This window comes from Pseudomonas sp. 8BK (assembly GCF_902506475.1).
GTDB lineage: Bacteria > Pseudomonadota > Gammaproteobacteria > Pseudomonadales > Pseudomonadaceae > Aquipseudomonas > Aquipseudomonas anguilliseptica.
The window spans coordinates 2,079,431-2,092,575 of record NZ_LR733252.1; the positions used below are offsets into that span (position 1 = coordinate 2,079,431).

The 13,145-nt window shown below is 62.2% G+C and carries 11 protein-coding genes and 1 pseudogene; all 12 read right to left on the reverse strand.

Translation table 11 applies throughout. The features are described 5' to 3' along the window. Positions 1–2 precede the first annotated feature (2 nt). Positions 3–569, reverse strand: a complete 567-nt coding sequence (kdpC, locus tag ACIN8IBEIGE_RS09510; protein WP_160014422.1) for a potassium-transporting ATPase subunit KdpC — start codon at positions 567–569, stop codon at positions 3–5. Between the two features lie 44 nt (positions 570–613). After that, on the reverse strand, positions 614–2,665 hold the full coding sequence (gene kdpB / locus ACIN8IBEIGE_RS09515) for a potassium-transporting ATPase subunit KdpB (protein ID WP_160014423.1): 2,052 nt from the start codon (positions 2,663–2,665) through the stop codon (positions 614–616). 12 nt (positions 2,666–2,677) lie between these two features. Continuing rightward, positions 2,678–4,378, reverse strand: coding sequence for a potassium-transporting ATPase subunit KdpA (gene kdpA, locus ACIN8IBEIGE_RS09520; RefSeq protein WP_160014424.1), 1,701 nt, complete (start codon positions 4,376–4,378; stop codon positions 2,678–2,680). Positions 4,379–4,386: 8 nt separating this feature from the next. Then, positions 4,387–4,476, reverse strand: coding sequence for a K(+)-transporting ATPase subunit F (kdpF, locus tag ACIN8IBEIGE_RS09525; RefSeq protein WP_090253391.1), 90 nt, complete (start codon positions 4,474–4,476; stop codon positions 4,387–4,389). 208 nt (positions 4,477–4,684) lie between these two features. Next, the gene (locus ACIN8IBEIGE_RS09530) at positions 4,685–6,229 is read right to left on the reverse strand and encodes a YdgA family protein (RefSeq protein ID WP_160014425.1); all 1,545 of its coding nucleotides are present in this window, start codon (positions 6,227–6,229) and stop codon (positions 4,685–4,687) included. A gap of 231 nt (positions 6,230–6,460) precedes the next feature. After that, positions 6,461–7,540 (reverse strand): AI-2E family transporter, encoded by a 1,080-nt coding sequence (locus ACIN8IBEIGE_RS09535; protein ID WP_160014426.1) that lies wholly within the window; start codon positions 7,538–7,540, stop codon positions 6,461–6,463. Between the two features lie 91 nt (positions 7,541–7,631). After that, on the reverse strand, positions 7,632–8,444 hold the full coding sequence (locus tag ACIN8IBEIGE_RS09540) for a DUF4892 domain-containing protein (RefSeq protein ID WP_160014427.1): 813 nt from the start codon (positions 8,442–8,444) through the stop codon (positions 7,632–7,634). Beyond that, positions 8,441–9,103 carry a glutathione S-transferase family protein gene (locus ACIN8IBEIGE_RS09545; RefSeq protein ID WP_160014428.1) on the reverse strand — a complete coding sequence of 221 codons (663 nt, stop codon included), beginning with the start codon at positions 9,101–9,103 and terminating at the stop codon, positions 8,441–8,443. The genes ACIN8IBEIGE_RS09540 and ACIN8IBEIGE_RS09545 overlap by 4 nt, the downstream gene beginning before the upstream one ends. A gap of 51 nt (positions 9,104–9,154) precedes the next feature. Then, positions 9,155–10,018, reverse strand: coding sequence for an alpha/beta fold hydrolase (locus ACIN8IBEIGE_RS09550; protein WP_160014429.1), 864 nt, complete (start codon positions 10,016–10,018; stop codon positions 9,155–9,157). A gap of 6 nt (positions 10,019–10,024) precedes the next feature. Continuing rightward, positions 10,025–10,824: pseudogene (locus ACIN8IBEIGE_RS09555) on the reverse strand (alpha/beta fold hydrolase); the annotation flags it as partial. A gap of 137 nt (positions 10,825–10,961) precedes the next feature. Further along, positions 10,962–11,408: a hotdog fold thioesterase gene (locus ACIN8IBEIGE_RS09560; RefSeq protein WP_160014431.1), complete on the reverse strand. Its 447-nt coding sequence runs from the start codon at positions 11,406–11,408 to the stop codon at positions 10,962–10,964. A 68-nt stretch (positions 11,409–11,476) separates the two neighbouring features. After that, a complete protein-coding gene (locus ACIN8IBEIGE_RS09565; protein ID WP_160014432.1) occupies positions 11,477–13,144 on the reverse strand; it encodes an AMP-binding protein in 1,668 nt (555 codons plus the stop codon). Position 13,145: the final 1 nt, after the last annotated feature.

A 13,145-nucleotide genomic window follows, 5' to 3' on the forward strand; every position in this document is an offset into this window, starting at 1 on the left:
GGTTACTCAGCTTGTGCGGGAGGCGAATTGTCGGCCAGCGCCAGGTTCAGCGCCAGCACATTGACCACCGGCGGCCCCACCAGCGGGCTTTGCACATGCTGCTGGATCAGTCGTTCTAGACGGCTGGCCGGAATTCCCCGCGCGGCGGCAATCCGCGCGACCTGATAACGGGCAGCCTCGGGTGACAGATGCGGATCAAGACCGCTGCCGGAGGTGGTCACCAGTTGCATGGGCACTGGGCCGTGAGCTTCAACCTGCAAGCGCTGCGCATCGGCAGCGATACGCTCGGCCAACGCCGGGTTACTCGGTGCCAGGTTGCTCGCACCGCTGGCCACGGTGGCATAACCAGCGGCTGAAAGGCGCGGCTGAAACCACTGCGCGCCCTCGAAGGGTTGCGCCAATAACGCGCTACCGAGCACTTCGCCTTGTGGATTGTGCAGCAGGCTGCCATTGGCCTGCGCCGGGAACGCCAGTTGCGCCACGCCGGTAACGGTCAGGGGATAAACCACACCGGTGACCAAGGTCATAAACGCCAGCAGGCTAATGGCTGGGCGGATCTGCTTAAACATGATGATTCTCCAGTTTGTGGGGTGGATGGTCACCCCACGGTTGCTTAAACGAGGCCGACGGCCACCAACAGCAGATCAATCAGCTTGATCCCGACAAAGGGCGCCAGCAGGCCGCCCAGGCCGTAGATCAGCAGGTTGCGCCGCAGCAGGCTGGCAGCATCGGCGGCCTGCACGCGTACCCCGCGCAGGGCCAGTGGAATCAGCGCGACGATGATCAGTGCGTTGAACACGATGGCCGAGAGAATCGCGCTCTGCGGGCTATGCAGCTGCATCAGGTTGAGTGCGCCAAGCTGCGGGTAGATGCCGGCGAACAGCGCCGGGAGGATGGCGAAATACTTGGCCACATCGTTGGCCACCGAGAAGGTGGTCAGCGCGCCGCGAGTCACCAGCAGCTCCTTGCCCACCTGCACCACGTCGAGCAATTTGGTCGGATCACTGTCCAGGTCGACCAGATTGGCCGCCTCACGCGCCGCCTGGGTGCCATCATTCATCGCCAGGCCCACATCGGCCTGGGCCAGGGCCGGCGCATCGTTGGCACCGTCGCCGCACATGGCGACCATCTTGCCTTCGGCCTGCTCGCTGCGGATACGCTGCAGCTTCTTCTCCGGGGTGGCTTCGGCGATCAGGTCATCAACTCCCGCTTCAGCGGCAATCGCTGCAGCGGTCAGCGGGTTGTCACCGGTTACCATCACGGTGCGGATGCCCATGGCGCGCAGCTCGGCGAAACGCTCACGAATACCCGGCTTGACCACGTCCTTGAGGTGAATGGCGCCGAGCAACTGCCCGTCACCGGCTACCAGCAAGGGCGTGCCGCCGCTCTGGGCGATCTTCTCGATCTCACGGGCCAATACCGGCGGTACGTCACTGCGCTCGATCCCCAGATACAGCAGCACCGCATCCACCGCACCCTTGCGGTAGCTGTGGCCGTTGTAGTCGGCGCCGGACAGCCGTGTTTCAGCGCTGAAGGCAATCGACTTGATCGCACCGCGCTCAGGCTCCACCAGGGTGCTCAGGGCACGCAGGTATTCGACAATCGACTTGCCTTCGGCGGTGTCGTCCGCCAGCGACGCCAGCAGTGCGGCATCGCTAAGCTGCTTGCCGGAGATACCCGGTGCTTTAAACAGCGCGCTGCAACGGCGGTTACCGAAGGTGATGGTGCCAGTCTTGTCGAGCAACAGTACGTGCACGTCCCCCGCCGCTTCCACCGCACGACCGGACTTGGCGATCACGTTCAGGCGCACCAGGCGGTCCATGCCGGCGATGCCGATGGCCGAGAGCAGCCCGCCAATGGTGGTCGGAATCAGCGTCACCAGCAGCGCCACCAGGTACACCAGCGGCAGGTCGCCGTCGGCAAAACGAGCGAACGGCTGCAGCGTCGCCACCACCAGCAGGAAGATCAGGGTCAGGCCGATCAGCAGAATATCCAGCGCCACTTCGTTAGGCGTCTTCTGCCGCTTGGCGCCTTCGACCAGGGCGATCATCCGGTCCAGGGTCGACTCACCGGGGTTACTGGTGATCTTGACCAGCAACCAGTCGGAGACCACTCGGGTATTACCCGTCACCGCCGAGCGGTCGCCGCCAGACTCACGGATCACCGGTGCAGACTCACCGGTAATCGCCGCTTCGTTGACCGCCGCAATCCCTTCGATGACCTCGCCGTCACCGGGAATCAGTTCGCCGGCCTCGACGCGCACGATATCGCCCCGGCACAGGCTGCTTGCCGCCACGGTCTCGAATTGCTGGCCTTTCTGCCGGCGCGCATTCAGCCCCTGACTGCCGGCCTTGAGACTGTCGGCACGGGCCTTGCCACGACCTTCGGCAAGCGCTTCGGCGAAGTTGGCAAACAGCACGGTAAACCACAGCCACAGAGCGATCTGCACGGCCAGGCCGGTGGAGACTTGTGGGCTGGGAATAAAGCACAGCACGGTGGTCACCACGGCCGTCAGCTCGACCACCAGCATCACTGGTGAACGCAGCAGCTGACGTGGATCAAGCTTGACGAAAGCCTGGCGCAGCGCCGGCTTCCACAACGCGGAGATCGAGGTTTTCGGGTGTTGCTGGGCGCTGTTCAGCGCCGGTTCAATACGGGCATTCATCATGGTTCTCCCTTAGAAGCCCTGAAACAGAGTCATGTGCTCGGCAATCGGGCCGAGGGCCAGTGCCGGCAGGAAGGTCAGGCCGCCGACCAGCAGAATGGTCAGGGTCAGCAAGGTGACAAACAGCGGGCCGTGGGTCGGGAAGCTGTTGCTGCCCAGCGGTGCGCGCTTCTTCGCGGCAAGGCTGCCGGCAATCGCAAGAATCGGCAGGATGTAGCCGAATCGACCGATCAGCATGGCCAGGCCAATCATCAGGTTGTGGTACGGGGTGCCCGCGCCAAAGCCGGCAAAGGCCGAACCGTTGTTGGCGGTGCCCGAGGTGTAGGCATAGAGAATTTGGCTAAAGCCATGGGCGCCTGGGTTGGTGACCGAGGCCGCAGGGCCCAGCAGGCTGGCCGCCAGGGCGCCGAATAGCAGCACGCCAATCGGCATTACCAGCAAGGTGGCCACCAGCAGGCGAACTTCGCGAGCTTCGAGCTTTTTGCCGAGGTATTCCGGGGTGCGGCCGATCATCAGGCCAGCGAGAAACACCGCAATCAGCACAAACAGCAGCATGCCGTAGAGACCCGCACCGACGCCGCCGAAGATCACTTCACCGAGCATCATGTTGAACAGCGGGATCATCCCGCCCAGCGCGCTGAAGCTGTCGTGCATGGCATTCACCGAGCCGTTGGAGGCGGCCGTGGTGGTCACCGCCCACAGTGCCGAGGCTGTGGTGCCGAAGCGGCTTTCCTTGCCTTCCAGCGAACCGCTTTGCTCAATCGGCAATGCGGCCAACGCCGGGTTCGGCTGATGCTCGGCATACAGCGTGCCGCCCAGACCGACACTGAACAGAATCAGCATGCAGGCCAGCAGCGCGCGGCTCTGGCGCAAGTCTTTGACGTAATGGCCGAAGGTAAACAGCAGCGCAGCCGGAATCAGGATGATCGAGGCCACCTCGAACAGGTTGCTCAAGGCCGTGGGGTTCTCGAACGGATGCGCCGAGTTGACGCCGAAGAAACCGCCGCCGTTGGTACCCAGCTGCTTGATGGCAATCTGGCTGGCTGCAGGCCCGAGTGGCACAACCTGATCGGTGCCACCGATGGTGTGCGCGGTGATGTATGCGAGGAAGGTCTGCGGCACGCCCTGCCACACCAGCAGCAGCGCCAGTACCAGGCAGAACGGCAGCAGGCCGTAGAGCGTGGCGCGGGTCAGGTCGACCCAGAAATTGCCGACGCTGTTACTCGAACGCCGGGCGATGCCGCGACAGAACACCACCAGCACGGCCAGGCCAACTGCCGGGCTGACGAAGTTCTGCACGCCCAGGCCGACCATCTGGCTGAAGTAGCTCATCTGCGCTTCGCCGCTATACGCCTGCCAGTTGGTATTGGTGACGAAACTCACGGCGGTGTTGAACGCCAGCGTCCAATCCAGCCCTGGCAATTGTTGTGGATTGAGCGGCAAACGGCCTTGCAGCATCAGGATGGTGAACAGCGTCAGCAGGCTGATCAGGGTGAAGGCCAGCAACGCCAGGCTGTAGGTTTTCCAGTCCTGCTCGCGGCTGCTGTCGACCCCAGCGATCCGATAGCACAGCCGCTCAACCGGTTGCAGCACGGGGCTGAGCCAGGTTCGCTCGCCCTCCATCACGCGGTACAGGTAACGCCCGATAAAGGGCGCCGGCAGCAGAACCAGGACGAAGAACGCCAGGATCAAAGTGAAATCGTAACTGTGCATATGCACTCCTACGCCTGATCAGCGCGCAGCAGCGCAACCAACAAATAGATGAAAAGTCCCAAGGCCAGGCCGAGGGACACCCCGTCGAGAATGCTCATGTGTTTGCTCCTTGTTACGGTGGCTACCGCGTGGGGCAAATTGTCGGCAGACAGGGCGTAAAGGAACGAGTGCGGGCGGTGCCGCCCGGCATAAAGAAAGCGTAAAGATCGCAGGCCATGGGCAAAAAAACGGCCAGGCGCCCTGCTCTACAGGTCGTCTGGCCGTATGTGACGCGCTGGCTACGCTGAGGGCGTAGCGCTGAAAGCGCTACTGAAGGGTGCTTTCAGCCTCGCTTTCTTCCAGCAGCATTTCCTCAGCCGGGGTTTCAGGGGCCATGCCCGCCAAACCGCCGCCGCTGCTCATGGCCAGTGCGACGAACTGCTCTACGGTCATCTGCTTGCCGTTGAAAGTCACCTGGTCGTTGGCGTACTGCAGGCTGGAGCTGATGTCCTCGCCCTGCACCACCGCCAGTTCGCTGGCCACCGCCATGCCACTGGCCATGTCACCTACCATCGCAGCCTGCTGGGCAATCGCTTCCTTGTCGGTTTCACCGGCCAGAGTGGCCTGCACGCCAATTACATCGGCAATCATCGCCTTGGACACCAGCAGTTTTGCATCCAGCTGAGCGATCAGCTGCTTGGCCAGCTCAGGCGCCGGCAGGTCGAATGATGCCGGCTTGTTCAGGTCCAAGCCGAAGCTGAAGCTGCTCTCGCCGTTGGTGGTTTTGAACGCCAGTTTTTCCAGGGCCAGGCCCGGTTTGCCGGCCAGCAGTTTTTCCAGATCGGTCTTGAACAGCGCAGTCTGCTCGTCGGTCAGCTGCGGCATACCGCTTTCACTGTCGACCTTGCCGCTCTGCAGCAGGCTGCCGTACAGCTCGATCATCGACTGCAGAGCCGCCGCGTCGAGGTTTTTCACGGTCCAGAGCATTTGCGAGGAACCGATATCAGTGCCCTGATAGCTGATCATGCCGACGTCATAGCTGTAACGTGCTGACAGCTGCTGGTTGGCCTCGCTGGTCTCATCACGCTGGACGAAATCCTTGAACAGGATGGGCGCGCTCTCGCCAATCTGCAGCTCGATCTGCTGCAGACGCACCTCGTTCTGTCCCAGGTAGAAGTCGCTGGTGCCCTTGCGGGTGTTGCTGGTGAGGTTCATGCCCTTGAACTCAAGGCGCATGCTTTCATCGGTGGACAGGGTTGAGGTGACCTTGAAACTGTCCATCACGCCACTGGCGCTGATTTTCTCGACATTCGCGCTGCTGTCGAAGTCGATCTCCAGGCCGCTGAAATCAATCTGGCTCTGTTCATCCAGCGCCATCTGCAGCGGCTGCACACGCAGGTTGCCGCTCATCGAACGGTCATAACCGAGGCTGACCTGGCCCTGCAGCGGCGCACCGCCCTGGCTACCGGCGAACCACTTCTCCAGCTCCGGGCTGCGCTCCAGCGCATAGTTGCTGGTGGCCATAACGGGCAGCAACTTCAGGCTTTGCAACCGCGAAAGCGGGAAAGGCCCATGTTCGATGCGGTCGGTGACAAACCACTCGAAGTTGCTCGGCGATTCGCCATCCAGGCTGCCGGCAAACTGAATGCGATAGCGCGCGTTGCTGCTGAACAGCTGGCGCTCTAGAGAAACCAACTCGATGCTGGCGCTGAGGCCCAGGGCCGGCAGGGTTTTGCCCATATCCTGGTTGGCTTGCTGAATCGAGGTTTCAAGCACCGCTGGAAGCTGCTGACCGGTGTACCAGGCGCCTGCGGTGCTCAATGCGCCGAGAACGACAACTGCGCCAAGGGCGCTGCCTGCAATTTTCTTCATGGGAGGAGTAATCCTGCGTGTCCGTTATAGGTGTGGGGCTTCCCTGCTACCGCCTGTTGCGGTTTGAGGCGCGGCGTCGGGCTTGCGCACAACGCCAGACTGCGCAAGCCGTGTATCAGCCGGCGAAGCGCAGCAAGGCTACCACCCTGGCTACAGGCGACCAAGGCGCCGCGGGGGAAATTTACCGAGAATGCCAACCTGCTCGAACACCAGCACGGTTGCACTGCGAACTCAGCTGAGCGGTTTGTCCGCCGGCTCCGCGCTGCTCGCAGCGGTGTTTACAACAGGGCTACCAACCCAATCACTGAGCAGGCTATACGCCACGGCCAACAGGGTTGGGCCGAGGAACAAGCCCATAAAGCCGAACGCCAGGATGCCGCCAAACACCCCGAGCAGCACCACGATCAATGGCAGGTTACCGCCACGACTGATCAGGTACGGCTTGAGGATGTTATCGACGCCGCTGATTACCAGGAAACCCCAGATCAGCAGGAACACACCCATACCGACTTCGCCCTGCCAGAACAACCAGGCTACAGCTGGGCCCCAGATCAGCGGTGGAACCATGATCAGGCTGAAGCCAAACGTCAGAATCCCAAGCACCAGCGCACCGGGTATGCCTGCGATGGTGAAACCGATCCAGGCCAGGATCGCCTGCGCTGCGGCAGTACCGATCACCCCGTTGACCACCCGCTGCACGGTGCCGGCCACCAGCTCCAGGTAATGCTCGGCGCGATCGCCGATCAGGCGCTGCAACAGGCTTTCGGCAAACGCCGCCAGGCGCGGCCCGTCGCGGTAGAAAAAGAACACCAGAATCAGGCTCAGGGCCAATTCCAGCATGCCGCCACCGATCTGCGCACTGCGCGCCAGCAGCCAGTTGCCAACCTGCCCCAGGTACGGCCGCACTGTGGCGAAAAACGCCGCGCCCTGCTGGTCGATGGTCATCCAGAAGCCCACCAGGCGCTCACCCACCAGCGGCACGCCAGCCAACCAGGTGGGTGCCGGTGGCAGCCCTTCGACCTGAAAGTCCTTGAGCAAGGCGGTGACATCCTTGATGTGATCCGCAAGGTTGAAGCCCAGCATCACCAATGGCACGGCCACCACCACGGTCCAAACCAGGGTTAGCAGCCCCGCAGCCAGCGCCTGACGGCCACCGAGCAGGCGTGTCAGCACGCGCATCACCGGCCAGCTGGCAAACGACAACACCGCAGCCCAGAACAGCGCCGACCAGAACGGTGCCAATACCCACAGGCTGGCACCCAACAGGACCAGTAGGAGAATCTGCACCAGCAAACGATCGTTATTGGCCATTCAACCAGCTCCCTGCACAACGCAAAAAGGCTCTGCCGCAAGGGACAGAGCCGGATCAATTAATCACCGCAAGAGTACCGACAGTAGCGTCTTAGCGCAGCACGTTGAGTTGTACGCCGCTCACATCAGCATCACCCAGCTCCAGACGGCTGGCACGCACCCGCTGTTCTACCAGCGCATCGCGCCAGGCTTCAGCCTGTGCGCCGCTGATGACGATGCGCAGGGTGCTGTCGAGCTTGAGGCTGCGCGCAAGCAGTTCGACCCAGGCAGCGCTGGGTTCGACCTGTTTGGCCAAGCGCAGTTCTCCAGTACTTTTCAGCTGCCGCTGCAGAGTGGCTGGGGTCGGCAAGACTTCCCCCAACGGCGCATTGGCGTTCAGCAACTCGGCATGCAGGTAAGCGCGCTTGTTGCCACGGGTGATGCTGTACAGAGCCAGAAGGCTGTCCTGACGCGGCTCGGCCAGGCGCAGCAGTGCATAGGTCTGCTGATCATCCGAGCCGGTCAGGGTGGCATTGGCAAATACCGCATTGGCCCACAGGCTGCTGGAGCCGCACTCACGGCCCACGCACCAGTAAAGCAACTCGGCGTCCTGGACTTGCAGATCGCCGCGGGCCTTGGCGAACACCTCATTGGCCGTGTGAGTGCGCGGCAGCTCATAGGTCACGGCGGTCAACTGGCCCTGGGCAGCCACTTCGCGCTCGTAACGCAGAGTGCCGCTGATGCGGCGAATCGCCCCTTGCGGGTAAATGCGCTCCTGTTCGGCAACATCCTTGAAGCTGACAATCTTGCTCCCGGCGAAACGCGGCAGCACGTCCAGATCCTGGCTACCGGCAGCATCTGCCCAGACAACGGCGCTGCCCAGCAGCAGACTCAGAGCGAGGCAATAACGATTAAGGCGGCTCATTTGATCAGCATCGCTTGCGCCGCTTTAACGATTTTGTCGCCGTCTGCTTCACGCTGCGGCACCAGCAAGCCGCGCTGCACTGCAGGGCGATCAGCCAGCTCAGCCATCCAGCGCTGCAGATGCTCCAGGCCGTCGATTGAGACGCCGGCCCAATCGTGGATGCGCACCCAGGGATAGGTGGCGATATCGGCGATGCTGTAGTCATCGGCCAGGTACTGCGACTCGCCTAGGCGCGTATCGAGCACTTCATACAGACGGCGGGTTTCGTGCTGATAACGGTCGATCGGGCCCTGCAGTTTTTCCGGAAAATAGCGAAAAAACACATTGGCCTGCCCCTGCATCGGGCCGATCCCGCCCATCTGGAACATCAACCACTGGATCACCCGCGAGCGCCCCTTGGCGTCGCTGGGCAGCAGCTGCCCGGTTTTCTCGGCGAGATACAGCAGAATGGCACCGGACTCGAACACGGCGAAATCATCATTGGCGCAGTCAACAATCGCCGGAATGCGGCCATTGGGATTGATCTTGAGAAAGGCCGCAGCCTTCTGTTCCTGCTTGTCGAAACTCAAAGCCTGCACGGTGTACGGCAGCTGTAACTCTTCCAGTGCGATGGACGCTTTATGGCCGTTGGGGGTGGCGGCGGTATACAGGTCGATCATGCGAATCTCCGTGGCTATCGCCCACACCTTTCCCCAGTTGCCTTTACCAAGTCAAGGCGCGCCCAGGAAAGCTTTGAAACAGTCTGCTACCAAGCCCGCCCCCGCGTCGTCATCCAGATGCAAATGATGGCCACCAGGCAGCTGCGCCACCTCGATGGCCAGGCCCTCGACCAGCTGAGTGATGCTCGGCTGAGCAAGCAACATGCCCCGCTGCGCCATCACCAGTTTGGCCGGGCATTGCAGGCTGCGCACGAATGCCAACGCATGGGCCTGGGTCAGGCGTAGCGGCGATGGCAGCGTCAGGCGGCTGTCGGTGCGCCAGGTATAACCACCGGGCACCGGCATCAGGCCACGCTGAGCAAGTAATTCTGCGGCCTCACGGCTGACTGCCCCTACCCCGCGCATACGCGCTTGCACCGCCCGGTCGAACTCGGCATACACCGGCTTGCTCTTGCCAGCCAGGGCCAACTGCGCCTTGAGCGCCTCGCCGAGTTTCTGTGGCGCCGTGTCCGACTCACCGGTGTAGGGAATCAGCCCGTCAATCAGCGCCAGGCGTTCGATCCGCTCCGGCATCGCCCCGGCCAGCAACACCGAAACGATCGCGCCCATGGAATGCCCGAGCAGAGAAAAGCGCTGCCAGCCGAACTGTTCGGCGACCTGCAGCACATCGTGGGCATAGTCCCAGATGGCGTAACCGGCGCCTGGCGGACGATGCTCAGAATGGCCGTGGCCGGCAAAATCCAGGGCCACAATGCGCAGCCCCGGTAACAGCGGCGCCAGGCGGGAAAAGCTGGCGGCATTGTCCAGCCAGCCGTGCAGAGCAATCACCGGCACGCCGTCTTCCGGGCCATACAGATGGGCAGCCAGCTCGATATGCGGCAGGCGCAGACGGACTTCTTCAAAATTCAGGCTCATGCGCTTTGCTCGCTCGCGGGTTGCCCGGCCCAGCGATGGAACAGCTTTTTCAGCAACTCCGCCGTATCTTGCGGGCGTTCCAGAGGAAACATATGCCCGCCGGGCAGGGTCAGGTATTCGCCCTTCGGCACGCGGCGCACCAGATGGGCGTGATGCGGCAGTACCACCCGGCTATGGCGGCCACGCACCATGGCCAGCGGCACCTTCAACTGCTGCGGCCGGCCCGGGCTGGTGTGCGGCACGCTGCGGTAGATGCTGATTTCCGTAGCCGGATCAAAGCGCAGGCGCAGGTTACTACCCGCCGCTTGCAGACCGTGTTGCACATAGGCATCCAGGCATTCGGGATCGAAACGGCGGAACAGGCCCTTGCCGGCGAAATAGCCGCGTGCTTCGGCCAGGTCGACAAACTCCTCACGCCGGCCCAGCGTGCGCCCTGCCGGGGTGATGCGGTCGATAAAGCCAAAGCGTTTGGCTGCGCGAATCACCATCTTGTCGGCCAGGGTCAGCACTGGCGAGTCGAGCATCACCACGCCCAGATACAGCTCGGGACGCAACAAGGCGGCATGGTAATGCAGCACACCCCCCAAGGAATGACCAACACCCCATACCGGTTGCTGGCTGGCTTCGAGGTGGTGGATCAGCTCATCGACCAGATTGCTCCAGTTGTCATTCACCGGGAAACGCGGGTCATGCCCATGCTGCTCCAGGTGCTGCACCGAGTAGTCAGGCGCCAGCGCGGCAAACAGCTTGCCGTAGGTGGCCGAGGGGAAGCCGTTGGCATGGGCGAAGAATACGGACTGGGTCATGGCGGCGGGCTTATCAGGGAAGTTGCCAACGATTGTCCGGCAGTGCTTGAGATGCAGCAATGACAAAACGGCCAGTGAATAACGGCACTATAGCCAAAGCTGATGGGAGGCCCGCCAACGAATAGCGCGGGCGGCCCTCAGCGTTGCGCCGGGCCGTTCTCACCCAACGGCACAATGGCCATGGTCAGCCGGGAAATGCAGCTGGCCTTGCCATCCTCGCCACTCAGGCGGATATCCCATACATGGGTGGTACGCCCCAGATGCACCGCGCGGGCGACCGCAGTCACCCGGCCGCTGCGCAAGCCGCGCAGGTGATTGGCGTTTACTTCCAGGCCAACGCAGTAGAACTTGCTGCTATCGATGCACAGATGGCTGGCGGTGGAGCCAAGGGTTTCCGCCAGCACCACCGACGCGCCGCCATGCAGCAGGCCGTAGGGTTGGTGAGTACGTGAGTCGACCACCATGCTGGCGGTCAGCGACTCGTCGTCGAAGGCGTCAAAGCGGATATCCAGTTGCTCGCCGATGGTGTTTTTCAGAAAGCCATTGAGCTGAGCCAGGTTCGGGGTTTGCTGCCAGAGGGCCATAGTCAGTCCTTTAAGGTCGATTCAGCCAGAACGTGGCCGGCATCCAAGTATGCCGGCCACGTTCTTGATCACTCGTGCCAGAGCACCGCTTCGCTGCGAGTGGTCCACTCGTCGAAGCGTTCACCATAGGTGCCTTCAACCACCGCGCGTTTGATCTTCAGAGTCGGGGTGAGGAAGCCGTTATCCACCGCCCACACCTCTTTGATCAGCACCAGACGTTGCAGGCGCTCATGCTTGTCGAGATTCTGATTGACCTCTTCCAGCAGTTTTTTCAGGCTGCTTTCCAGCTCGCCACGCGCGCCGTTGAGGGCTTCGCTGCGGCCTACATCAGAAAGCACACAGAGTGCCATCGGCTGGGCCATGCCATCGCCGACCACACACACCTGTTCAATACGCGAGTGCTCGCCCAGGCGGTTTTCAATGGGTGCCGGAGCAACGTATTTGCCCTTGCTGGTCTTGAAGATTTCCTTGATCCGCCCGGTCAGGCGCAGGTTACCCTCGGCATCCTGTTCGCCCTTGTCGCCAGTGCGCAGGAAGCCATCCGGGGTGATGGTTTCTGCAGTCTTTTCCGGGTCCTTGTAGTAGCCCTGCATGGTCGCACCGCTGCGCACCTGCACTTCGCCATCCTCAGCAATCCGCACCTCGACGCCGGGACTATTCTGGCCGATCCAGCCCTGTTTGAACTTGCCTGGCCGGCATACGTGCGAGTAACCGCAGTTCTCGGTCATACCATAGACCTCCAGCACATCCAGGCCCAGGCGCTTGTACCAGTTGAGCAGTGCCTCAGGCACCGGCGCCGCGCCAGACAGTGCATAGCGCACAGCCTCCAGACCCAAGCCGACCAGTACCTTTTTGCCGACGATGCGCCCGATAATCGGCAACTTGAGCAGGAAGTCCAGTTTCTCGGCCGGCATCTTGCTGTAGACGCCCATCTGGAACTTGGTCCAGATCCGTGGCACGCCAAACATCACCGTTGGCCGCGCGCGCTTGAGGTCTTCGAGGAAGGTGTCCAGGCTCTCGGCAAAGAAGATCGTCTGTCCGGCGTAGATCGACGCAAGTTCGACAAACATACGCTCGGCCACATGGCACAGCGGCAGGTAGGACAGCACCCGGTCATTCTCGCCAACGCCAAACAGCTCAGTGGCGTGGCTGGCGGCGAAGCCGAAATTGCTGAAGTGATGCATCACCCCTTTCGGCGTGCCAGTGGTACCGGAGGTATAGATGATGGTGGCAAGCTGGTCGGCAGCCGCCTTGGGGTTGTCCTGAATCGGCGTACAGCCCTGCAGGTCATCCCAGGTAAAGCTGAATTCGCCCTGCGGGCGCAGCGGCAGGCCGACAGTAGGCACGCTCTCAGGCACACCCGCCAACATGGATGGCCAATCATCCAGCTTGCCGACGAACACCAGCGCCGCCTCGGAGTGGCGCAGCACCTGACCAACCGATTCGGCGGTGAGGTTGGGATACAACGGCACCGAAACGTGACCGGCCATCCAGATCGCCAGGTCGGTGACAATCCAGTGCGCACAGTTCTTTGAAATGATCGCGATGCGGCTGCCCTGTGGCAGTTCGCGGCTGCGCAGCCAGTTGGCCGCACGGCGCGCCTGCTCACCGACGTCGGCCCAGCTCAGTTCCTGCAGCTGGCCACCCGGCAGCGGCTGCACCATGTAGCATTTATTCGGGTGCCGAGCCTCGCGCTCATAAAACACCTCAAGCGGCAAACGGATTGCATCAGCCACA

Excerpts from the sequence above, each read along its gene's own strand:
- kdpC (WP_160014422.1), bottom strand. The coding sequence starts at position 569 with ATGTTTAAGCAGATCCGCCCAGCCATTAGCCTGCTGGCGTTTATGACC.
- kdpB (WP_160014423.1), bottom strand. The coding sequence starts at position 2,665 with ATGAATGCCCGTATTGAACCGGCGCTGAACAGCGCCCAGCAACACCCG.
- kdpA (WP_160014424.1), bottom strand. The coding sequence starts at position 4,378 with ATGCACAGTTACGATTTCACTTTGATCCTGGCGTTCTTCGTCCTGGTT.
- kdpF (WP_090253391.1), bottom strand. The coding sequence starts at position 4,476 with ATGAGCATTCTCGACGGGGTGTCCCTCGGCCTGGCCTTGGGACTTTTC.
- ACIN8IBEIGE_RS09530 (WP_160014425.1), bottom strand. The coding sequence starts at position 6,229 with ATGAAGAAAATTGCAGGCAGCGCCCTTGGCGCAGTTGTCGTTCTCGGC.
- ACIN8IBEIGE_RS09535 (WP_160014426.1), bottom strand. The coding sequence starts at position 7,540 with ATGGCCAATAACGATCGTTTGCTGGTGCAGATTCTCCTACTGGTCCTG.
- ACIN8IBEIGE_RS09540 (WP_160014427.1), bottom strand. The coding sequence starts at position 8,444 with ATGAGCCGCCTTAATCGTTATTGCCTCGCTCTGAGTCTGCTGCTGGGC.
- ACIN8IBEIGE_RS09545 (WP_160014428.1), bottom strand. The coding sequence starts at position 9,103 with ATGATCGACCTGTATACCGCCGCCACCCCCAACGGCCATAAAGCGTCC.
- ACIN8IBEIGE_RS09550 (WP_160014429.1), bottom strand. The coding sequence starts at position 10,018 with ATGAGCCTGAATTTTGAAGAAGTCCGTCTGCGCCTGCCGCATATCGAG.
- ACIN8IBEIGE_RS09560 (WP_160014431.1), bottom strand. The coding sequence starts at position 11,408 with ATGGCCCTCTGGCAGCAAACCCCGAACCTGGCTCAGCTCAATGGCTTT.